Origin of the sequence: Flagellimonas eckloniae (assembly GCF_001413955.1) — a bacterium.
Lineage (GTDB): Bacteria > Bacteroidota > Bacteroidia > Flavobacteriales > Flavobacteriaceae > Flagellimonas > Flagellimonas eckloniae.
The window spans coordinates 2,770,256-2,792,890 of sequence record NZ_LCTZ01000002.1; the positions used below are offsets into that span (position 1 = coordinate 2,770,256).

Consider the following 22,635-nt stretch of genomic DNA (forward strand, 5'->3'; position numbering starts at 1 on the left):
GTGACCCTATTTTTGTGGCACGATTATAATCCCTCATGAGGAGTTACCACATTTCAAAACATAATTCTTTTTATGCTATTGGCTTAAGCTATAAAAAAGCGGATGCTGAAGTAAGAGGAAAATTCAGTCTAGATGTCCTTGGGGTTGACCACATTATGGTCCAGGCCAAGGAGCAAGGTATAGATGGTCTTTTGGTAATTTCCACCTGTAACCGAACAGAGTTATATGGTTTTGCACAACACCCTTTTCAACTTATTAAATTACTCTGTGATCAAACCCTAGGTAACGTGGAGGAGTTTCAAGAGGTTGCATACGTTTATAAAAACCATGATGCCATTTCACATATGTTTAGGGTAGGGACAGGTTTGGACAGTCAAATTTTAGGTGACTTTGAAATCATAAGCCAAATTAAGCAAGGTTTTTATCGTTCCAAAAAACAAGAGATGGCGAATCCGTTTCTTGAGCGTTTATGTAATGCCGTTATTCAAGCCAGTAAACGAATCAAGAATGAAACGGAATTATCATCGGGCGCTACATCCGTTGCTTTTGCCTCGGTAAAATATATTCTAAACACAATTTCAGATATCTCCGAAAAGAACATCCTACTTTTTGGCACGGGCAAAATAGGAAGAAATACCTGCGAAAACCTTATAAAACATTCTAAAAATTCCCATATTACCCTCATTAATAGAACTCGAGAAAAAGCTGAGGTCATAGCGGGGAAATTTGATTTAACCGTAAAAGATTACGGTGATTTACAGACCGAAATTAGAAAAGCCGATATTCTTGTTGTTGCTACGGGAGCTCAATTGCCCACAATTTCCAAAGCATTGATCTACCCAAAAAAGCCATTGCTCATTTTGGATCTTTCGGTGCCCAAAAACGTATCCGATGACGTTTTGGAATTGGATAATGTATCCTTGGTGCATTTGGACCAGCTTTCTCAAATTACGGATGATACCCTAACCAAAAGAAAAGAGTTTGTCCCCAAAGCAGAGGCTATCAATGAGCAGGTAAGAAAAGAGTTTTTAAAATGGTTGGAAACTAGAAAATTTGCCCCCGTCATTAATGCGCTCAAAGAGAAACTCAAAACAATGAAGGCCGAAGAAATTGACTTTCATTCAAAAAAATTATCCGACTTTAATCAAGATCAAGCCGAAATAATTTCGGAACGTATTATTCAAAAAATCACAAAACAGTTTGCTAACCATTTAAAGAGTTCCGAAGTTGATACACAAGATAGTTTGGAACTTATTCAAAAGGTTTTTCAGTTAGAACTTGATTCAAAATGAGCAAGATCATAAGAATCGGAACCCGCGATAGCGAATTGGCATTGTGGCAGGCAACAACTGTACAACAAAAAATTGAAGCCCTTGGTTTTGATGCCACTTTGATTCCAATAAAATCCACCGGCGATCAAGTTTTGGACAAACCACTTTATGAACTTGGAATAACCGGAATTTTCACCAAAACATTAGATGTTGCTTTATTAAAAGGTCAGATTGATATTGCCGTGCATTCCATGAAAGATGTACCTACCCAATTACCAAAAGGAATTGTTCAAACGGCTGTTCTGGAACGGGCCGTTACCAGCGATATATTGGTTCATAAGGGCTCAGAATTTTTGGAATCTGAAAAACCAGCTACAATTGCCACTGGGAGCTTGCGGAGAAAAGCACAATGGTTACATAAATACCCTCACCACAAGGTTGTGGATTTGAGAGGCAATGTTAACTCTAGACTTCTAAAGCTTATTGAGAATGATTGGAGCGGTGCTATTTTTGCCCATGCAGGTTTGGAACGCATAAAGCTATTGCCTAAAGATGCCATATCCCTCGATTGGATGATTCCAGCGCCAGCCCAGGGAGCGATGCTAATCGTTGCTTTGGAGAAAGATGAATTTTCCAAGGATGTTACTCAAAAGCTAAACCATCACAACTCTGAAATTACGACCACAATTGAACGAGAATTTTTAAGGACCTTGGAAGGTGGCTGTACCGCTCCAATTGGAGCTTTGGCTACCATAAAAGATGAATCCATTAATTTTATTGGAACAGTATTCTCATTGGACGGAAAACAAAAAATTGACATAAAAAAGAACGTTCCTGTTCAATCCGCCAAAGGGTTTGGAGAGCAGTGTGCAAAAGATGTTTTAAACAAGGGAGGGGCTAAACTCATGGAAAGTATACGAAATGAAAACAGCACTCTCCACTAAAATACTTTCACCTTCACAAAAGGAATTGTTCTTAAACTCTGGGCTTGGCCTAGTTGAGTATAATGCATTGAAAATTGAATTTTTGGACACCTTAATTCCCCTTCACTATCAAAACTATATTTTCACAAGTAAAAATGCTGTAAAAGCTTTTTTGAACCACTCAAAAAAAACAGACCATTCAAATTGCAATGCATTTTGTGTAGGGGAAAAGACGAAGACTATACTTGAAGAAAATGACATTAAAATCATAAAAACTACTGAAAATGCATCAGATTTAGCTGATTTCATTGTAAAAAATCATAAAAACGATGAGTTTTTGTTTTTATGTGGAAACATGAGAAGAGAAGAATTACCAGAAATATTATCAAAAAATAACATTCGGTATGCTGAAGTAGAAGTATATAAGACCCATTTAGAAATTAGAAAGTTCAATCGGTCTTTTGATGGTATACTTTTTTTTAGTCCAAGCGGGTTTAAAAGTTACGCCCAGGAAAATTCAATTTTAAAAAGTATGGCCTTTTGCATTGGGAGTACTACCGCCGCCGAAGCAAAGAAATATACAGATCAGATAATAATCGCGAATAAACCAACAGTGGAAAACGTGTTGGTTCAAGCTATAAAACATTTTAAAAAGTATGATTAAAAACGACTTGTTTCTAAGGGCTTTAAAAGGTGAAACATTAGATAGACCTCCTGTTTGGATGATGCGACAGGCCGGCCGTTATCTTCCAGAGTTTATGGAACTAAAAGAGAAGTACGATTTCTTTACTCGTTGCCAAACACCCGAATTAGCTTCAGAAATAACTGTACAGCCCATTAGGCGTTATGGAATGGATGCAGCTATCCTATTCAGCGATATTCTGGTGATTCCGCAAGCCATGAACATCGAGGTGGAAATGAAACCCAACTTTGGTCCTTATTTACCTAATCCCATAAGAACCGTTGAAGATTTGGACAGGGTTGTTGTCCCCAACATTCAAGATTCTCTAGGCTATGTATTGGATGCCATAAGCATGACTAAGGAAAAATTGCAAGATGAAATTCCATTGATCGGTTTTGCAGGATCTCCGTGGACTATACTTTGTTATTGTGTTGAGGGACAGGGAAGCAAAAGTTTTGATAAAGCTCGCGGATTTTGTTTTACACAACCCGAAGCTGCTCATCAACTACTTCAAAAAATAACAGATACTACTATTGCTTATCTAAAAGCAAAGGTGAAAGCTGGTGTAAATGCCGTCCAAATTTTTGATTCTTGGGGCGGAATGCTATCCCCTGTGGACTATCAGGAGTTTTCATGGAAATACATTCAACAAATTGTGGATGCATTAAAAGATGAAGCTCCCGTAATTGTCTTTGGAAAAGGCTGCTGGTTTGCGCTAAAAGAAATGTCTCAATCGGGAGCTTCAGCTCTAGGTGTGGATTGGACTTGTTCTGCGCAAAATGCACGTTACCTAACTGGAGGAAAAATAACCTTACAAGGAAATTTTGATCCTGCTCGACTACTTTCCCCTCCAGAAGTGATAAAGAACATGGTAACTCAAATGATTCGCGAATTTGGAAAAGACAGATACGTGGTCAATTTGGGTCATGGTATCCTACCGCACATACCATTAGAAAATGCAAAGGCATTTATTGATGCCGTGAAAGACTACTCGGAATAATTTTAATATTGAGGATGCAATTTGATTTTGACAACTATAGCATAAGTCCCATCCAAGAAAAAGACGCTTGGAGGCTTTGTGATTTTGTGGTGTCAAACTCGGAACGCCTTAAAGCCTATTTTCCACAGACCTTACAACAAAATCTCACCCCTACTTTGGCAGAATTATTTGTTTCAAAAAAGGCCAAAGAATTTTTAAACCGTACCGAGTATCTCTTTACAATAAAAGAAAATACCAATAGGACAATTGCTGGGCTCGTTTATGTAAAAGAACTACATAAGATTAAACATCAAGGGGAGTTGGCCTATTGTGTCGGATATCAATATGAGGGAAAAGGCATTGTCACTCGAGCTATTCAAAAAATAATCCCGTGGTGCTTTACTGAAGTGGCGTTAAACACGCTGCAAATTATTGTTCACGACAGCAATTTGGCCAGCAAAAGGATTGCGGAGAAAAATAAATTTGTTTGGAAAAAAACCTTGCCTAAAGAACATACCACGGGCTCCGGCGAACATCTAGACATGGAACTTTATGAACTCCATAATCCAAAACAATGAAACTAATTAAACAGCTAAAAAGGCTAGATTTTAAAAGCATCTTAACACTGCTAAGATTATGTTTTAGATTTCCATTTTTTGTTTTTCCAACCCTATCAGCAACCAAAAAATGTATGTCAATTTCAACAGAACATTATGGCCGGAAACATTATAAAAATGGTCCCGCAAATGCTTTCAGACATGCACTTTGGAACTATGTAATAGCTAAAAAATGTAGTTTCATAACCTCAAATAAAGCTACATTGCTTATGTGGGCAAAAAAAATAACGGATTGGCATGAGCATGCATTTCCCAATCGTGAATTGGCAAAAAAAATGGACTTGCATAACAATGAAGTTGGAAGGTTCATCTTTTCAGAATATTCGCTTAAAACAGAATATGAAGTGATAAAAATTCTAAAAAAAATGACACTGATATCTGTAAAAGTGGATTCCAGTTCCAACTTTGATGATTTTAAGAATAGACTGGTTCATATTATTAACGACTGATGAAAGATAAATTTTACGCATACATACAAACGCTTCAAGACACTATTACCTCAAAACTTGAAGAGGTTGATGGAAAGGCCAAATTCAAAGAAGATATTTGGAAACGTCCTGAAGGTGGTGGTGGAAGAACACGGGTTATAGAAAATGGAAGTGTTTTTGAAAAAGGTGGAGTCAACATTTCTGGCGTGCATGGAGAGCTTCCAAAAAGTATGCAGCAATATTTTGGAGTTAAAAACGCTGACTTTTTTGCCTGCGGACTGAGTTTGGTATTACATCCAAAAAGTCCCATGGTGCCAACAGTACATGCCAATTGGCGGTATTTTGAAATGTATGATAAGGAAGGTAACATTATTGATCAATGGTTTGGAGGCGGACAAGATCTTACTCCGTACTATTTGTTTGAAGAAGATGGAAAACACTTTCATACCATCTGCAAAAAAGCTTGTGATGCACATAACCCAGAATTTTATTCAAACTATAAAAAGAGATGCGATGACTATTTTTGGAATTCCCATAGAAATGAAGCTCGTGGTTTAGGCGGTCTTTTTTTTGATTATTGCAAAGCAACAGATACGATGCAAATGGAAGACTGGTACAACTATGTAACTGAGGTCGGGAATAGTTTTTTAGAAGCGTATATACCAATCGTTTTAAAAAGAAAAGAACTTTCATACTCGCAAAAACAAAGGGATTGGCAGGAAATAAGACGTGGACGTTATGTGGAATTTAATCTAGTTCACGACAAGGGAACGCTATTCGGGTTAAAAACAAATGGACGTATAGAAAGTATCTTAATGAGCCTTCCCCCGCATGTACAATGGAAATATGATCATCATCCAGAAAAAGGTAGCCAAGAAGAAAAATTAATTCAAGTATTACAAAGCCCAAAAGATTGGGTTTAATATGTAGTTTTATACCATGAAATTGAATTTATACCAGATAGATGCTTTTACCGACACCGTTTTTGGTGGCAATCCAGCGGCCGTTTGTATTCTTGATGAATGGCTCGATTCTCGTTTAATGCAGAAAATTGCCCAAGAAAACAATCTGGCTGAAACCGCTTTTATTGTGCAAAAAAATTCTACGTATGAATTGCGTTGGTTTACTCCAGAAACCGAAGTTGATCTTTGCGGACACGCGACCTTGGCGGCGGCCTATGTCCTCTTCAATTATCACGGCCATCCAGATAATACCATTCAGTTTTATTCGCCTCGGAGCGGTAAATTGCAAGTTGAAAAAGGATTTAAAGGATTAATGACCTTGGATTTCCCCACAGATGAAACAGTTTCTTTACGAGGAATTACAGAAATTAATGAAGCCATTGGACTTACTCCTTTGAAAACTATAAAAGGGAAAACGGATTATCTTTTAATATATAATTCCCAACAGGAAATTGAGGCCATAGCCCCCAACTTCCATTTGTTGGACAAATTGGCCTGTAGGGGAGTTATTATCTCGGCTCCAGGCGACAAGGTGGATTTTGTATCACGCTTTTTTGCCCCAAGATGTGTAATTCCAGAAGACCCGGTTACAGGCTCAGCACACACCACCTTGACTCCTTATTGGTCAAAAACTCTTGGAAAAACAAAAATGACCGCAAAACAACTTTCTAAAAGAGGAGGAGATTTAATTTGTGAATATTTAGGAGAGCGGGTAAAAATATCGGGGAAAGCGGTTCCATATCTTATCGGTGAAATAGAAATATAAAGGTTATGTACCCACTAATACGAAATAGAAGACTGCGGGCATCAGAATCCATTAGAAGGTTGGTTCGCGAAACGGTAATAACACCAGATGATTTTTTAGTGCCCCTCTTTGTGGTGGAAGGCAAAGGAATCAAAGAAGAAATTCCTTCAATGCCCAATTATTACAGATTGAGTTTGGACAATCTGGAAAAGGAAACAAAAGAACTATGGAAAATGGGGCTTTGTGCAGTACTGCTTTTTGTGAAAGTGCCAGATAACCTGAAAGACAATAAGGGAGCCGAAGCACTAAATGCGGAAGGTTTAATGCAACGCGCCATTAAAACGGTAAAAAATGCCTGCCCAGATATGTTGGTCATGACGGATGTTGCCCTAGACCCCTACTCCTCGTACGGACATGACGGGATTGTTGCTGATGGACAAATTTTGAATGATGAAACCTCGGAAGTTTTGGCAGAAATGAGCGTTTCGCATGCACAGGCAGGAGCTGATTTTGTTGCGCCAAGCGATATGATGGATGGCCGAATTCTAACCATTCGTGAAGCTTTGGAAGATGAAGGTTATCAAAACACGGGAATCATGAGCTATTCTGCAAAATACGCCAGTGCTTTTTATGGCCCCTTTAGGGATGCATTGGATTCTGCACCAGTGGATATTGCCAATGTCCCTAAAGACAAAAAAACTTACCAAATGGATTTTGCCAATAGGTTTGAAGCCATTCGTGAAACCCAAATGGATATTGATGAAGGAGCAGATATCGTGATGGTAAAACCTGGCTTAGCGTATTTAGACATTGTACGCGAAATCAAAAATGAGGTCGATGTTCCCGTTGCAGTATATCAAGTTTCAGGCGAATATGCCATGTTAAAAGCTGCTACCGAAAAAGGCTGGTTAGATCATGATGCTGTAATGATGGAACAACTTATCGCCATTAAAAGAGCTGGAGCCAATATTATTGCCAGTTATTTTGCCAAAGATTTCATTCGGGTAATCGGTTAACCACTACTAATCAAAATAGAGACCATGAAAAATCTGGTTGTATTCATTTTCTCGATTTTTCTGTTTGCGCAATCAAATTATGCGCAACAAAACCTTGGCAAAGAAATAATTCTTGAAACAGGTTTTGATACAGTGTCCGTTTCCTATCAAGTAGATTCCATAATGGCTCTGGGCATAAAAAACAGTGCCTTTCCCGGAGCACAAGTGTTGGTGGCAAAAGACAATGAGGTGATTTTTCATAAAGCATATGGGTACCACACCTATGACAGCATTCAAACCGTAAGTTTAAACGACATTTACGATTTGGCTTCAGTAACCAAAATTACGGGGCCACTCCCTGCAATCATGAAGCTTGTTGATGAGAAAAAACTGGATTTAGACAAGCCGTTCAGCACCTATTGGAAGTCTTGGAGAAAAAGAAGGGACAAGAAAGACCTTACCTTAAGACAAATCTTAAGCCATCAAGCGGGTTTGGTTCCGTACATTGTTTTCATGGGGAAAGTGATGAAAGATGGTAAACTTAAAAAGCGTTTTATTAAAGAAAATCCAAGCAAACGATTTCAAAAGCAAATTTATGATGGCCTCTACATCAAAAATCGTTTTCAGAGAAAAATGCATCGAATTATCAATCGCTCTAAAGTCTCTGATGAAAAAGTGTACAAATATTCTGGACTCTCCTTTCTTATTTTTCCAGAGCTGATTTCCCAACTCTCCCAGATGGATTATGAAACCTATCTTCAAGAGAATTTTTACACCCCTTTGGAGTGTTCAACTTTAGGTTTTAATCCAACGAACAAGAATTCTCCAAACGAAGTTGTTCCAACAGAAATGGATACACTCTTTAGAAAAGATCTTGTAAAAGGATGGGTGCATGATGAAAATGCATCACTCTTGGGCGGTGTTTCCGGAAATGCAGGATTGTTTGGCACCGCTGAAGATATGGCCAAAATCATGTTGCTCTATCAAAATTATGGAGCCTACAATGACAAGCAACTTATTTCTGAAAAGACAGTCAAGGAATTTACAAAAGTTCAATTTCCAGATAATGAAAACCGTAGGGGATTGGGTTTTGACAAACCCTTAATTGGCAATGATACACTAGACCTAAAAGACTCCTATCCATCACCATTGGCCGGTAATGAGAGTTTCGGGCATTCCGGATTTACGGGGACGCTTGTATGGGCAGATCCAAAAAACCAATTGGTATTTATTTTTCTTTCCAACAGGGTATATCCCACAAGGACCAATAGAAATCTTTATGAACTAAATATTAGAACTTCCCTACAACATATTTTTTATCAAGCCTTCGTCAATTAACAGCAAGTAGAATTCATCGGTATTCATTATCTTGGTGCTTATAGCAAAAATCAATGGGAGTTCTACTTTTTTACGCATTCATTTCTATATTTTTTTCATTCCTCTGTTCCATACTGGAAGCGGTACTTCTGAGTATTACGCCCACCTTTATCAATATAAAAAAACAAGAGGGCAAGGAATATGCTACAGAGCTGGAACTTCTTAAGAAAGATGTGGACAAGCCATTAATAGCAATCCTTACCTTAAATACCATTGCCCATACGGTAGGAGCCATATTGGTAGGTGTACAGGCCAAAGTTGCATATGCGGACCTCTATGGAACTTCAACCCTCACTTTTCTAGGATTTGAATTTACCGAAGATCTTATGGTTGGTGTGGTGTCTACCATAATGACCATTTTAATTTTAGTGGCTTCGGAGATAATCCCAAAAACCATAGGTGCAACCTATTGGAAACAACTATCTAATTTTACCGCAAAAGCACTAAACGTAATGGTCTTTATTTTAAAGTGGACCGGATTGTTATGGTTGCTACAACTGTTCACCAAGCTTATTGGAAAAAAAGGGCACCATGGAAGTGTTCTGAGTAGAGAAGATTTTACGGCAATGACAGATATTGCCCATGAAGAAGGTGTTTTTCAAGAATCAGAATCCAAAGTCATTAAAAATCTTTTAACTTTTGACGAGATTCAAGCCAAGGACATCATGACTCCAAGAACGGTTATGAAAATTGCATCCGAAGAAACCACCATTCAAGATTTTTTTGAAGCAAATAGACCTTTACGGTTTTCTAGAATTCCTCTTTACAAAGATCGAATGGATAATATAACAGGGTATTTCCTAAAAGATGAACTTATGGAGGCCATCATTAATAAAAAAGGAAAGGAAACCGTTGCAACACTAAAACGTGAAATTCTGGTAACGGACAGAACAAAACCCATTCCAGAACTCTTTGAAAAATTCGTGGCTCAAAGAGAACATGTTTCATTAGTTGTTGATGAATATGGTTCGGTAAGTGGTTTGGTTACCATGGAAGATGTTATTGAAACCTTGCTCGGATTGGAGATTATGGATGAAAGTGATAATGTTGAAGACCTTCAAGTACTTGCCAGAAAGAACTGGGAAAGCAGAGCAAAGCGGTTAGGGATTATTGAAGAAAAGGATAATATTAATTGATGGAAGTTGCTTATTTACAAACTCCTGTGGGTTTAGCTGAGTTTCATGGCGATGAAAATGGACTTGCTTCCGTTTCTGTTTTGAATGGAGAAAAAACCATTGATTTGGTTCCAGAGGTTTTGGAAGATGTGGTATATCAATTTCAAGAATATTTTGACGGTACCCGGAAGAATTTCGACTTAAAATTGAACCCCGTAGGAACTGATTTTCAAAAAAAGGTTTGGAAGGCCCTTGGTGAAATCCCCTTTGGAAAAACAGTTTCCTATCTTGAACTTTCCAAAAAATTAGGAGATCCCAAAGCAATTCGCGCCGTTGCGGCCGCCAATGGTAAAAACCCGCTTTGGATTATTGTTCCATGCCACCGTGTAATTGGTAGCAATGGAGATCTTGTTGGATATGCCGGAGGGTTACACCGCAAGAAATGGCTTTTAGAACACGAGAGTCCTGCAAAACAGACTTCTCTGTTTTAGAGAGTTTTTATTAATTCCCGCAAGTAATCTCACTCAAAACATTTGCACTTTCAGTCGCCTGATTTTTTGTAAATGATTCGTTGAAAAGAACAAACTTATCAATCGCATGACCTGAAGATCGTGCCGAAATCTCCATAGTGTAGGTTCCGGGAGCATCAAACTTTACAAAAATATCATGTGCATCATTGTCCGATGTGGATGATTGCCACTTAAAACTTAAATCATTACCACTTCTATAAATTTTGAACCATCCGTCTTTACTTGAACCTTCCGGAGTAGGTGATTTATCCCTACCCGCTGGATATACGATACTCCCATTTCCTTTTTCACCAAAAAAATCATCGGCATCATCAAAGCGTAACCAGGTATCGTTATGTTCTGTACCGTTAGTGCCTGTTGTGACGGAAGACCTCCAAATAAACTGATACGTTCCCGTGTTAGTGATATTGATCTTAAAAGCAGTCAATCCATTCCCAGGATTTCCCAAGGATTGACTCCCCGTCCAAACCATATAGCCTTCACCGGTATGATCTGTATCCGAACTTTTCAATTTCCAATCTCCAGAAAATTCGGCGTTTTCAAACTCAACATTTACCAAACCGTCCTTTTCATTAAAAATAAAGCTACTCGAGTCTGAACATTCGCTACTCGGGTCTGTTGGTGTTTCAGAACCTTCTTCGGATACTTCGCCTTCTGGCTGGGCATCTTCATCGGATGAATCTGAACATGAAATAATACATGCCAATACCAACAACATGGAGAAATATTTTAAAGTTCTTATAGAAGAATCAAAATTTGGGAATTTCATTGTTATTGATTTGGGTTATGCTATAATAAGTAGGTTATCAATTTAATAACGATATAACCCATAAATTCTTTTACCGGTTATCGATTAATCCTAAAATATTTATCTTTCCTACAGATTTTACTTACTTAACACCATGCTTTATAAACTTAACCTAGAACACATCCTTTTTTTGGATATCGAAACTGTACCCCAAAAACCGAATTTTGCGGATTTAGATGAAAATACCCAAATGATGTGGGAACAAAAATCACAGTACCAACGTAAAGATGAATTTACCCCAGAAGAATTTTATGAACGTGCTGGAATTTGGGCTGAGTTCGGAAAAATAATCTGTATCTCAGTTGGCTACTTTACTTCAAAAGGAGATTCGCGAAATTTCCGGGTCACTTCTTTTTATGGAGAAGAACTGGAATTATTAAAACAGTTTAAACAATTACTTCAGGAACATTTTAATCAAACCAGACATCTTTTATGTGCCCATAACGGGAAGGAATTTGATTTTCCATATATAGCCCGTCGCATGGTAATCAATGGAATGAATCTTCCCTATAAATTAGATTTGTTCGGGAAAAAGCCATGGGATGTACCCCACTTGGACACCATGGAATTGTGGAAATTTGGGGATTATAAACACTTTACCTCCCTAAAATTATTGGCACACGTATTGGGCATTCCCTCTCCTAAAGAAGATATGGACGGGAGTATGGTAAAAGGTGTTTTTTATGAGGAAGATGATTTAGATCGTATTGTTTCCTATTGCGAATTGGATGTTGTGACCACCGCACAGGTTTTCCTGAAGCTACGAAATGAAGAATTGCTCTCAGAAGAAGAAATCAAAAAAGTATAACGGTTAAATAGAGTCGAATTTTTTCAGAAAGTTTCAACGCTTTAAAATCGTTAGAAACGATTCCACCAGTTTTGAAAAAGTACATAAATGAAGGTTTAGTTTTTATAAAATTTGGAACTCTTTATGCCTGAGTAATCTTGAACCACTAGCACATATAATCCCGAAGACAGGTCAGAAACATTAATAGCACCTGTGGGGTTTCCTTTTTTAATAGTATTTCCAGAAGTAGTAATAACAGAATACACGGCATCTTCAGATAATTTGGCCCCGACAGTTAACCATTCTGTTGTTGGATTTGGGTATACCGTAATCTGAAGCGTTTCGTCAAACGCAAAAGCCTCATAAGCAATAAGTTCTGTTTCTGTACCATTAAATTCAAATTGAATTTCTTCTGAAAACTCGGATACTATATTCTCAGTACAGATGGAACGTATCCGTGCTTCATAGGTAATACCTTCTTCCAAATTGGGAAGCTCCAAGCTGTTTTCCCAAATCAGTTCACTTTTCCAATTGTTTTCAGCGGTTGATTTATATTGAACCTCAAAAAGGGTTTCTTCAGCTTCAGTCCATAAAATGGTAGAACTATTCTCGGTTGAGGACAACAATTCAACATCCAATGGGGTCTCTATATCACATTTTGAAACTTGCGCTCCTGAAACAATCAATGAAAAATCTTGGAATCCATTTATTAATGCCCCTTTGTGTGAAACGGTAATGATATATTCTCCTGAGGCATTATCAATTTCTATTCGTTCAAAAGGATCAACAAGATTATCCCCTTTTGTAGCAGCATCGTTTACCCTAGATGCATTCAATTTCCATGGATAATACGTATTTCCGTTTTTGGTTATTCTGATATCCAAATCGTTCATCAAAGCTGGAGTTGTACCGTTTAAATCTCCTCTGTTTATATATTCCCCTTCCGGATCTGTCCAAGAAATTGAAGCAACCATTTTTTCTCCTTCTTTAGCATTTATGGTCATGGAAAATGTTTCTCCATCTACCAGGCTTTCTTCTTCTATTAAACTACTATATTCTTTGTTTTGCAAAACTTCGGCAGCAGCCCTTGCGTTCATAATACCCCATCCCATTTTGTAATCCGGTCCTTGTGCATCCACATCATCAGCAGTATGCAAAGCAAGCCCTTTCAGTGTTGCTGCTTTCATAAAACCACCATACAATTCCTCATGGTACTGCTGTAATAATAATAAAGCTCCTGTTACACCGGGCGCGGCCATTGAAGTTCCTGCCGAGGTATCATAACTTGTATTGGTTGTGGAAGAAGTAGAAAATATAGAAGACCCATCGCCTGCCAAATCTGGTTTTACCCTACCATCATCAACTGGACCAAGACTGCTATAACTGGCAACATTTGCTTCCTGTAATTCTCCGTTACTTCCAATTTTTGTGTTTGCTCCAGCAATGGTTAAACCATTTTTTGATGTTGCAAAACCCAATAAAAGATCAAATCCATCTGCAGTTGTGCCAAAAATTGGAGTTTCATTATCATATGATTTTTGAGCATTCCCAGCAGCCGTTACCATTAAATAGTAAGGTGCATTATACATGATCTTGTCCCAATCTTGGGATACTCTAATGTAAGACCCAAAATACCAATCTGGTACCCTGTCGGATTTGATACCATAGGAATGATTACTTAACAATAGCCCATTGGCAGCCGCTTCTGCAACTTCAATTTTATCACGTGTCCAATTATGTGTCAAAGCTTCAGCGCCATAGGCCACCCCTTTGGCATTCGGTTTTATTCCTGCGGAAATAAGATTCCCAGTAACCAGCGTAGCATGTGATCCCACTTCATCAGAACCATCTCCATTTTTAGCCCTTACATCAAATTCTTGATGTGTTGTGCGGGCAATTCCTGCGTCCCAAACGCCAACCTGCATACCGCTACCATCAAGCCCCAAACTCATGAGCCCATCTGAATATAAGGTATGTGCTCTGGAAACTTGGTTAGATGGATCATTAAGAGTCGTATAAAAAAGAGGGGTTCCATCTGCACCTATATCTTTAAGTGCAACAACGGTTCCATCACTGAGTTTTTCAGATTGCCTCCAATTATTGTCATTTAGAAGTTGTTTTATTTTAGCTTCTTTAGATTGATGTTCGGCCTCCATCTTGGAAATAAATGACCCAATTTTGTATTGATTATAAGTTGACTGAATAAATTCTTTTTCGGATTTTGATTGTCCAAAAACGGAAGAAATGCTTAAAAGTGAAAATAAAAAGGACGAAAAAATTCCTGGTGCCCAAGTAGGTATTTTGCAATCCATAATGATTGGTTAAGTAAGATTTGGACTACAAAGCTATGAGCGGTGTTAAATCTATCGATAAAAAACCCTTTTATTTCGATGAATTACATAATGTTTGAAGATGAGGTGTTGTGAAACTCTAATTTTATGTTGTGTAGTATTTTTCTTTCTTTTTATATTTACTTGTTTTCCCTCAAAACAAGGTAAACAGGAAAATGGTCGCTATAGCCTCCCAAGTATTTTTTTCCGGCATACGTCCTAAACGGATTGCCTTTATATTTTCCCTTCCACTCTTTAAGAAACTTTGGTGCAAAGACCTTGGCCTTTTTAAAACTATGTGTGCCTTTTTCATAGTTTAAAAAACTATGGGAAATTAAAATTTGATCAAACAAGCTCCACTCCCCTTTGTAATTGGCACTTCCTGAAACCGGAGATAATAAGGTTTGCATTGGGTTTACAAACATCTTGGTATCCATTATTGTTTTTATACTCTCTGAATTAGGGTCATCGTTAAAATCTCCCATAATAATACAGTTGAAACTTTCCGTAGGTATATTACCAATCTTTTGGAGTATCGTCTCCGCTGCTTTTATTCTTTTATAGCTGGTTTCATTTGCACCGTCCCTTCTAGAGGGCCAATGGTTTACAAACACATGTATTTCCTCTTGGTGCAATCTTCCATGCACATATAAAATGTCTCGGGTTAAATCTCTATCTCCATTATCATTGTCTACCATTAAAGGAATGGTCTCCGAAGAAATCACTTCAAAACGTTCTTTGTTATAAATGAGAGCTGTATCAATGCCTCTTTCATCAGGAGAATCAAAATGAACATAATCATAATTAACCTCCCGAAGGGACTTTGTCTTAAGAAGAGCTTCTATCACCTGTTTATTTTCAACCTCAGCAATACCTATTAGGACTGGAGGCGTTCCACTATCATCCTGTCCAATAAGTGATATGGTCCTTGCTAGTTTTTTAGTTTTCCTGCTAAACTTTGATTCATCCCAAACTTTTTTTCCGTCTGGAGTAAAATCATCATCCAATTTATGAGGGTCATTCTTGGTGTCAAAAAAATTTTCAAGATTGTAAAATGCTACGGTAAATCGGGTTTCTGAATTATTCAATTTAATTGAGCTTAGTTGGGTTTCTAAAATTATAAAAACCCAAAGTACAAAAAACGGCTTCCAAAACATTGTTTAGATTTGCACTTTAATCGATTCAATGTTAGAAAAGAAGGTTACAGATTATGAAAAGGCGGTGCTTATTGGTGTTATCAGTAAGGACCAAGATGAAACCAAGGTCACGGAATACTTGGATGAATTGGAATTTTTGACTTATACTGCTGGAGGCGAGGTCTCTTGCCGGTTTACACAGCGTATGGAAATTCCCAATCCCAAAACTTTGATTGGTAGTGGTAAAATGGAGGAGGTTGAAAAATACGTAAAAGCCAATGACATCGGCTCTGTAATTTTTGATGATGAACTATCTCCAGCCCAACAACGAAACATTGAAAAACAACTTCGTTGTAAAATTATCGATAGAACAAGCTTAATCTTGGACATATTTGCCCAAAGGGCACAGACCAGTTATGCCAGAACCCAGGTTGAATTGGCCCAATATCAATATCTTTTGCCAAGGCTAACTGGACTATGGACTCACTTGGAACGCCAAAAAGGGGGTATTGGCATGCGTGGTCCTGGTGAAACAGAGATAGAAACGGATAGACGTATTGTCCGTGATAGAATTTCTCTTCTAAAGAAGAAACTCACCAAAATTGACCGACAAATGGAGACCCAACGGGGTAACCGTGGTGCCTTGGTAAGAGTTGCTTTGGTTGGTTATACCAATGTAGGCAAGTCCACATTGATGAACGTTATCAGCAAAAGTGATGTATTTGCGGAAAACAAGCTTTTTGCCACCTTGGATACCACAGTACGAAAAGTGGTCATTGGCAACTTACCTTTTTTATTAAGTGACACTGTTGGTTTCATAAGAAAGCTACCTACTCAACTGGTAGAGAGTTTTAAAAGTACTTTGGACGAAGTTCGGGAAGCTGATTTATTGTTGCATGTAGTGGATATCTCCCATCCCAATTTTGAAGAACATATCGCTTCCGTAAATAAAATTTTGGATGAGATTAAGAGTGCCGATAAAAAGACCATAATGGTCTTCAACAAAATTGACCAATACGAAGCGGAAGTCATTGAAGAAGATGATTTGGTAACCGAACCAACCAAAGCCCATTTTACCATTGAAGATTGGAAAAACACTTGGATGGAAAAAATAGGCGATAGGGCACTGTTCATTTCGGCATTAAACAAAGAAAATTTAGACGAGTTTAGAAAACGGGTCTACGATGAGGTACGTGACATTCATGTAACCCGTTTTCCCTATAACAACTTTTTATACCCGGAACACCTAGATCAGTATTAATTAAATATATATCCCACGAACAGCTGAAATACCCGATTGGCAAACTTATCCGGGTCTTCATCAATATCATTTACATTAGACCCCAAAGTATATCGCGCTCCAAAATTAAGTCCACTGTCCATTTTATACCCCAGTCCCAAGGCAATTCCAAAATCTGTTGATTTTGTATCGTCCTTAATATCAATTGTTTCTCCATCATCCTCGACCTCTGCCTTAAGCAAGAGTCCTATTTGTGGGCCGACCTCTATGCTTAGATTCTCCGTCAAATACAATTTCGCTAGAATTGGTAGGGTCAAGTAATCCAATCGCACAATCTCATCATTGTCCGATTCATCCTTTACTCCTTGGGTAGAGAACAAAAGTTCCGGTTGGATGGAGAGCTTCTCTAAAATGGAGATTTCGGCAACTGCACCCAAATGCACAGCAGTTCGCGTAGCTGGGTCATTTAAATCGGGCTGAAGTATTGCAAAATTTAGCCCTGCCTTGGCCCCAAATTGAACATCCTGGGCCTGAACCGTCAAAAAAGACAATATGAGGGCCATTGAAAACAAAATTAAATTTTTCATCGTGGTTACATTTTTGTTTAATAGTAGAGGGGCACTTTGAAATCACTTTAAAACTAGTTGTGATAGCTCTTTTATGCTGACAGTTTAATCCCAGATGATAACACTAGTGTTCCTAGAGTACATTTATATACATGGCAATCTGTCTTAAAATGTAGGTGAGATTGTTGAAATCAACCAAATACGCAACTTGGGTTGCCGTATCGGATTTGCTGTCTGCCCTATGTATTCTCTCAAATTCCTTCAGCATCAAAAGATCCCGTTATTGTAATGGCCTCTTCGGATTCTCCTACCCCTGGTAGGGTTACATTCACCGATCCAGAAACAAAACCCCCACCATTTGAACCAATGTCTATACCTCCCGAATCCGATTGATACGAAATTGAGGCTCCACCATCACTTGAATAATTCATAAAGGCATTGTAAAAGGAAAACAGGTCTGTTCCCATTGGATAATTGCCTGATCCAACACTTCCTTCTTGAGTTACCGCAAAGGAGACTTGACATGGTGTATTGGCATCCTGGGCAATAATCAACAATGTTGACAAGGTGACATCGTTTTCCTCAAAGTCCTTTACATCAGTAAAAGTCTCATTGAAAAAAATCTCGGTTCCAGATATCGTCTTGTTAACAGCCCCGCTAATTTGAAAACTGAAACTGGGTCCTGAGGGCTTCTCACCTTCATCCGAGCTATCCGAGGAGCAGGACCATGCCGCCATCAATACAAATAAATACTTTACTAAAGATTTCATTCCACATAATTTTAAATTTAACAAAAGCATCATATGCCTTAACTGTGCGGGGGTCTTAGACCAAAGCTAAAGTCAGACCCAGTGAAATGCTGACAATAAGGTGCCAGATTATAACAATTTGGTTCCAATCAATACGAGGAGGGAGAAACACCGTAGTATGCTTTAAAGCACTTGGCAAAATAGGAAAGGTTATTGAATCCAACTTGGTATGCAATTTGGGTTACGGTATCCGATTTATTGGTCAATAAATGAGCGGCTCTTTTTAACCTAAAGTTCCGTAGCACTTCTCCAGGAGATTCATTGGTAAGCGCTTTTATTTTTCTATGTAATTGGGTTTTGCTCATGGCCATGCCTTTTTGTATTTGTGGTACCCCAAACCCAGAATCAGAATGTTTCTGTTCCAACAAATCCAAGAATTTTTTTATGAACTTTTCGTCCAAAGAAGTGGTCGCTATTTTCGAAGGATCTAATTTAGTTTCAAATTCTTTGAAATGATTTCTCAGTCTTTGTCTTTGGGCAATCAGATTTTGGACTCTTGTGATGAGTTCTTTGGCATTGAACGGTTTAGTAAGATAATCATCCGATCCACTTTCCAAACCTTCTATTTTGTTTTCCACACCAGCTCTAGCCGTTAACATGATAACTGGAATATGACTGGTATCCAAGCTTTCTTTTAACTGTTTACATAGCTCGATTCCATCCATCTTGGGCATCATCAAGTCAGTAATTATAAGGTCTGGTTGGTTTGATTGGGCCATTTCCAATCCTTTTTGACCATCATGAGTTTCCAAAATCTTATAGGATTGAATTAAATTACCTTTGATAAATTGACGCATATCTGCATTATCCTCTACCAATAATATCTGGGGTAGACCTCGGTCATCGGTTTCTGCAAACTCATAGGGTTTGATCTGGGGTTCTTCCGCAACATTCCTATTGGCATCGATTACGTTTTTATTTCCTTTTTCCCTTGTCTCAATCTTCAAGAGCGGTAATTGTACCGTAAAGAAAGTTCCCTTGCCTTCCTCACTTGATGCGGTAATTGTCCCATCCATTAGCTCTATCAAATCTTTGGACAGTGACAATCCAATTCCAGAGCCTCCCTGTTCCTTTGTGGTTCCTCCATCCACTTGATAAAACCGGTCAAAAATAAAGGGTAATTTGTCTTCTGAAATTCCTTTTCCACTATCAGACACTTGAATATTCAGGTAATCATTGGCGTAGGAAGTTGAAAAACTGACCATGGCCCCATCCTCGCTAAATTTAAAGGCATTGCTCAACAGATTATAGATGACTTTTTCTAATTTATCCCGATCAAATGAAGCCCAAAGTGTTTTATTGGGAATCTCCACCCTATAGTCTATATGTCGCTGGGCAGCATGGGAATTAAATGAGAAAACAGCGGTTCGTAAGCATTTGTACAAATCTCCCTCCGTAGGTTTTAGTTGGAGTTTGTCCTGATCAATTTTTGATAGTTCCAACAGCTGATCGACCAGACCCAAAACCTTATTCGTATTTCGTCGAATCATTTTGACCTCTTCCCTTTCCAATTTTTCCTCCGGATTTTGTTCGAGTTGCTCAATGGGGCCCTTTATCAGGGTAAGTGGGGTTCTGAACTCATGGGAAATGTTCGCAAAAAAATTCGACTTCAACTGATTGATTTCCAGAAGCTCCTTATTTGCTTTTTGTTTGATACGGTATTGGTTGTAAAGTAATCCAATAATTAATAGCGCCAAAACTGCAATCACAATAAGGACGTTGCGTTGGTTTTCGCGGCTGCTGAGCTGCAATTCCTGTAATTCCCGTTCAGAGGCCAGTAACGCTATCTCCTTGCTTTGCTGTTCGCTTTGATATTTTGCCTCCAAATCATTGGCAACTGTCAACATGTTTTTATTGTATAGACTATCTGCAAGGGATTTCCATTCCAAGGCATTGCCATGGGCTTTTTTATAATCCCCAAGCTTGCCGTAAGTCTCAAAAAGCAACTTTCGGAGCTTTACGGAAAGCTCCAATTCTTCATTTGGATTTGTACTGTTTTTAAGTGTACTGGAAACCTCAAGGCTTTTTGAATAATTACCCTGGTCAAAATGGAATTGGGCCATTTCAAACTGGATAGTGGAAAGAGTTCTTTTATCACCAACCTCCATTGCAATATCCAAAGCTTTTTCAAAGTTCATTTCGGCCTTCGAAAAATTTCTGAGCCGACTATGCAGTGAGCCGAGGTTGTTCCGCACTCTTGCTTCTCCGAGGCGGTCACCCATTTCAATTTTCAACTCCAAAGCCCTAGCATTCATATTCAGGGCCTCTTCATAACTCCCCGCTAGGGTGTATACGGAGGCCAAATTGGTTAAACAGGCAGAAATTCCAGGTTTTATTCCCAACTCTTCAACAAGATCTAGTGCTTTTTTGTAATTTTCAATCGCCTTGTTGTATTGTTTTTGTTCCACATAAACCGCAGCTATGTAGTTTCGGTTTTGGGCCATATTGTCTTTATCCCCTATTTCACTTGAAATTCTCAGGGCATCCCAAAAAAAAGATAGAGCCTCCTCAAAATTGGATTGGGTTTTACTTAGCCATCCAAATTCAGTTAGGACCCAAGCGGTCATTTTCTTATCGTTTAACCTTTTGAAAATCTCTAACGCCTTTTCAAGCTCCTTTTTGGATTCGTTATACCTCCCCATTCCAGAGAGGGGGAAACTTTTTACTCTGTGGGCATCTGCCAGTTGAAATGATAGTCCCAATTCTCTGGATAGTTCTTCCGCCTTTGAAGCATATTCCAAAGAGATTTTATAATCTCGTCTATAACTTTCCCAAAACAAATCAAAATAGGCCTTGACCTTCGTGCTGTCATCTAGCATCAAGGGTATATTTTGAAGGATACTATCAACCCTTGATTGCGAAAACAAGAACGAATGGAAAAGGAATAAAAAGGAAAGAGCTAATCGTTTCATCTCCAAAATATTATACGACTAAAGGTACTTTTTTTTAAGGTTGTTGTATACAAACCAAATTGATGGAAAAATTTCTGCCCTGCTAATACTGGAGTTTCAAAAGCTAACAGAGATTTGTTTAATCTCCTTAGTAAAGTGAGGTGTTATATTTAGAATCAGACGAGTTGCATAGTTTACCGTTGAAGTGTATCCCTTAACATTTTCTACCACATCTTTTTGCCTGTTCACAACAAAAGTTTAGGCATAAACCACAGAAAAACTACTTTCATATTGTTTTTAAGTGTTAGTGTTATAACCCGGTCTCCATAAGCTTAACCTACTTAGACCTTGGTAAACAAAACACCCCAAATTAGTAGAATAACCCCATAAAAAAAGCCCTCAAAATTTGAGGGCTTTTTTGTTTTCTTTTAGTTACAAGTTTAAAAGGCATAGCTAAGACCTAGCGTCCAATATGTTTGTAGTTCATTATCAAGAGTAGCAAAGGTTTCTGTATCATTCCCTAGAGTATTGATGGAATAATCCAAAGCTTCTTGCTTGTTGTTTCGAAGCCCAAAATCGAACCCAACACCTATTGCTTTCCATAAGGTATACGAAAATGAATTGGTCCAGGTCCAATTGCTCAAATCTCCACTTTTGTAGCTCTGAAACATGGAAAGGTTGGTCTTGAAATTAACGGCACCCAACTTTTTGGTATAATCCGCAACAATTTTAGCACCTGTAGAAGACTCATAAATGGTATCATCATCTGCAAACACAAAATTGTAGTTCAATGGATGGATTACCACAACTAAATCTGTAATAGGATTCCAGGTAAAACCGATACCAATATCCAAATATCCTGGGTCGTTGAAATTGTTCAATACCGTTGTGCGGTATTCCAACAAAGCCGAAGCTGCCCATGTTTTGCTAATGTTCCTCCCGTATAATGAGGAAAGGTTAAAAACATCCGTTGTTGCCGTAAAACCATCATCATCATCCGGGTCGTCTTTATCGTCCAACTTGATCCAGGCAAAGTTTGTGGTCAATGCGTTTCTCCAGAAGAATTTTTCTTCTTTTAGGTTGGCAAAGGCATTAAAGGTAAAACCAATATTTCCTGAGGAGTTGTTTGGAACCCCTTGGGCATACCAATTGCTAAAATTTGAAAGGCTGCCACCAATGGTGCCAAATGCTCCCAACTTCCATCCTGGCAAGGCATCTATTTGGGCTTGTAGCGCATTAACACGTCCTTGGATTGCAGCAATGGAATCTTTTTTGGGGGCCATTAAAGCTTTCAATTCTTCTTCTGTTTGTGCTTTAACGGCAATGAGAATAAAGAATGCAATTAAAGTAAAAAGTAGTTTTTTCATAGTATGGAGTTTTATGTTTAGAAACACAAAAGTAAGAAATGTCACATTGAAATATATACTTTTTTATAGCCCTTAAC

At 38.3% G+C, this 22,635-nt stretch carries 22 protein-coding genes; 14 read left to right on the forward strand and 8 right to left on the reverse strand.

What is annotated here, in order from left to right; translation table 11 throughout:
• The first annotated feature begins 35 nt into the window (after positions 1-35).
• The 12 genes from hemA to AAY42_RS11930 are packed head-to-tail and all read left to right on the forward strand — an operon-like array spanning position 36 to position 10,585.
• Positions 36-1,292, forward strand: coding sequence for a glutamyl-tRNA reductase (hemA, locus tag AAY42_RS11875; protein WP_055395474.1), 1,257 nt, complete (start codon positions 36-38; stop codon positions 1,290-1,292).
• Entirely contained in the window at positions 1,289-2,215 is a 927-nt protein-coding gene (hemC, locus tag AAY42_RS11880) for a hydroxymethylbilane synthase (protein ID WP_055395476.1), read from the forward strand. The genes hemA and hemC overlap by 4 nt, the downstream gene beginning before the upstream one ends.
• A complete protein-coding gene (locus AAY42_RS11885) occupies positions 2,193-2,858 on the forward strand; it encodes a uroporphyrinogen-III synthase (RefSeq protein WP_055395478.1) in 666 nt (221 codons plus the stop codon). Before hemC ends, AAY42_RS11885 begins: the two co-directional genes overlap by 23 nt.
• Positions 2,851-3,876 carry a uroporphyrinogen decarboxylase gene (gene hemE / locus AAY42_RS11890; RefSeq protein WP_055395480.1) on the forward strand — a complete coding sequence of 342 codons (1,026 nt, stop codon included), beginning with the start codon at positions 2,851-2,853 and terminating at the stop codon, positions 3,874-3,876. The genes AAY42_RS11885 and hemE overlap by 8 nt, the downstream gene beginning before the upstream one ends.
• A 14-nt stretch (positions 3,877-3,890) precedes the next feature.
• On the forward strand, positions 3,891-4,433 hold the full coding sequence (locus AAY42_RS11895) for a GNAT family N-acetyltransferase (RefSeq protein ID WP_055395482.1): 543 nt from the start codon (positions 3,891-3,893) through the stop codon (positions 4,431-4,433).
• Positions 4,430-4,921 carry a DUF6973 domain-containing protein gene (locus AAY42_RS11900; RefSeq protein ID WP_055395484.1) on the forward strand — a complete coding sequence of 164 codons (492 nt, stop codon included), beginning with the start codon at positions 4,430-4,432 and terminating at the stop codon, positions 4,919-4,921. Before AAY42_RS11895 ends, AAY42_RS11900 begins: the two co-directional genes overlap by 4 nt.
• The gene (gene hemF / locus AAY42_RS11905) at positions 4,921-5,823 is read left to right on the forward strand and encodes an oxygen-dependent coproporphyrinogen oxidase (protein WP_055395486.1); all 903 of its coding nucleotides are present in this window, start codon (positions 4,921-4,923) and stop codon (positions 5,821-5,823) included. Before AAY42_RS11900 ends, hemF begins: the two co-directional genes overlap by 1 nt.
• Positions 5,824-5,839: 16 nt before the next feature.
• On the forward strand, positions 5,840-6,628 hold the full coding sequence (locus tag AAY42_RS11910) for a PhzF family phenazine biosynthesis protein (RefSeq protein WP_055395488.1): 789 nt from the start codon (positions 5,840-5,842) through the stop codon (positions 6,626-6,628).
• 5 nt (positions 6,629-6,633) lie between these two features.
• Positions 6,634-7,623: a porphobilinogen synthase gene (hemB, locus tag AAY42_RS11915; protein ID WP_055395490.1), complete on the forward strand. Its 990-nt coding sequence runs from the start codon at positions 6,634-6,636 to the stop codon at positions 7,621-7,623.
• A gap of 24 nt (positions 7,624-7,647) precedes the next feature.
• Entirely contained in the window at positions 7,648-8,940 is a 1,293-nt protein-coding gene (locus tag AAY42_RS11920) for a serine hydrolase domain-containing protein (RefSeq protein ID WP_055395492.1), read from the forward strand.
• A gap of 53 nt (positions 8,941-8,993) precedes the next feature.
• Positions 8,994-10,115 carry a CNNM domain-containing protein gene (locus AAY42_RS11925; protein WP_055395493.1) on the forward strand — a complete coding sequence of 374 codons (1,122 nt, stop codon included), beginning with the start codon at positions 8,994-8,996 and terminating at the stop codon, positions 10,113-10,115.
• On the forward strand, positions 10,115-10,585 hold the full coding sequence (locus AAY42_RS11930; RefSeq protein WP_055395494.1) for a methylated-DNA--[protein]-cysteine S-methyltransferase: 471 nt from the start codon (positions 10,115-10,117) through the stop codon (positions 10,583-10,585). The genes AAY42_RS11925 and AAY42_RS11930 overlap by 1 nt, the downstream gene beginning before the upstream one ends.
• Positions 10,586-10,595: 10 nt before the next feature.
• Here AAY42_RS11930 and AAY42_RS11935 read toward each other — a convergent pair whose 3' ends face one another.
• Entirely contained in the window at positions 10,596-11,393 is a 798-nt protein-coding gene (locus AAY42_RS11935; RefSeq protein WP_055395495.1) for a hypothetical protein, read from the reverse strand.
• A gap of 133 nt (positions 11,394-11,526) precedes the next feature.
• Between AAY42_RS11935 and AAY42_RS11940 the strand changes: the two genes are divergently transcribed.
• A complete protein-coding gene (locus AAY42_RS11940) occupies positions 11,527-12,240 on the forward strand; it encodes a 3'-5' exonuclease (RefSeq protein WP_055395497.1) in 714 nt (237 codons plus the stop codon).
• 95 nt (positions 12,241-12,335) lie between these two features.
• On the opposite strand, the gene AAY42_RS11945 is transcribed toward AAY42_RS11940, so the two are convergent.
• Together AAY42_RS11945 and AAY42_RS11950 are read right to left on the reverse strand one after the other, a co-directional pair.
• Entirely contained in the window at positions 12,336-14,531 is a 2,196-nt protein-coding gene (locus AAY42_RS11945) for a S8 family serine peptidase (protein ID WP_055395499.1), read from the reverse strand.
• A gap of 158 nt (positions 14,532-14,689) precedes the next feature.
• Positions 14,690-15,637: an endonuclease/exonuclease/phosphatase family protein gene (locus AAY42_RS11950; RefSeq protein ID WP_245625617.1), complete on the reverse strand. Its 948-nt coding sequence runs from the start codon at positions 15,635-15,637 to the stop codon at positions 14,690-14,692.
• Positions 15,638-15,734: 97 nt separating this feature from the next.
• On the opposite strand from AAY42_RS11950, the gene hflX reads away from it, so the two are divergent.
• Positions 15,735-16,946, forward strand: coding sequence for a GTPase HflX (hflX, locus tag AAY42_RS11955; RefSeq protein ID WP_055395501.1), 1,212 nt, complete (start codon positions 15,735-15,737; stop codon positions 16,944-16,946).
• Here the strand turns inward: hflX and AAY42_RS11960 are convergent.
• From AAY42_RS11960 to AAY42_RS11975, 5 genes are all read right to left on the reverse strand, one after another.
• Positions 16,943-17,512, reverse strand: a complete 570-nt coding sequence (locus AAY42_RS11960) for a porin family protein (protein WP_055395503.1) — start codon at positions 17,510-17,512, stop codon at positions 16,943-16,945. The two genes, hflX and AAY42_RS11960, sit on opposite strands and share 4 nt — an antisense overlap.
• A 112-nt stretch (positions 17,513-17,624) precedes the next feature.
• Positions 17,625-17,759, reverse strand: coding sequence for a hypothetical protein (locus AAY42_RS18580; RefSeq protein WP_262491957.1), 135 nt, complete (start codon positions 17,757-17,759; stop codon positions 17,625-17,627).
• The gene (locus AAY42_RS11965; RefSeq protein WP_055395504.1) at positions 17,743-18,261 is read right to left on the reverse strand and encodes a hypothetical protein; all 519 of its coding nucleotides are present in this window, start codon (positions 18,259-18,261) and stop codon (positions 17,743-17,745) included. The genes AAY42_RS18580 and AAY42_RS11965 overlap by 17 nt, the downstream gene beginning before the upstream one ends.
• A gap of 128 nt (positions 18,262-18,389) precedes the next feature.
• A complete protein-coding gene (locus AAY42_RS11970) occupies positions 18,390-21,119 on the reverse strand; it encodes a hybrid sensor histidine kinase/response regulator transcription factor (protein ID WP_175288763.1) in 2,730 nt (909 codons plus the stop codon).
• 512 nt (positions 21,120-21,631) lie between these two features.
• On the reverse strand, positions 21,632-22,558 hold the full coding sequence (locus AAY42_RS11975; protein WP_055395506.1) for a DUF3078 domain-containing protein: 927 nt from the start codon (positions 22,556-22,558) through the stop codon (positions 21,632-21,634).
• Between the last annotated feature and the right edge of the window lie 77 nt (positions 22,559-22,635).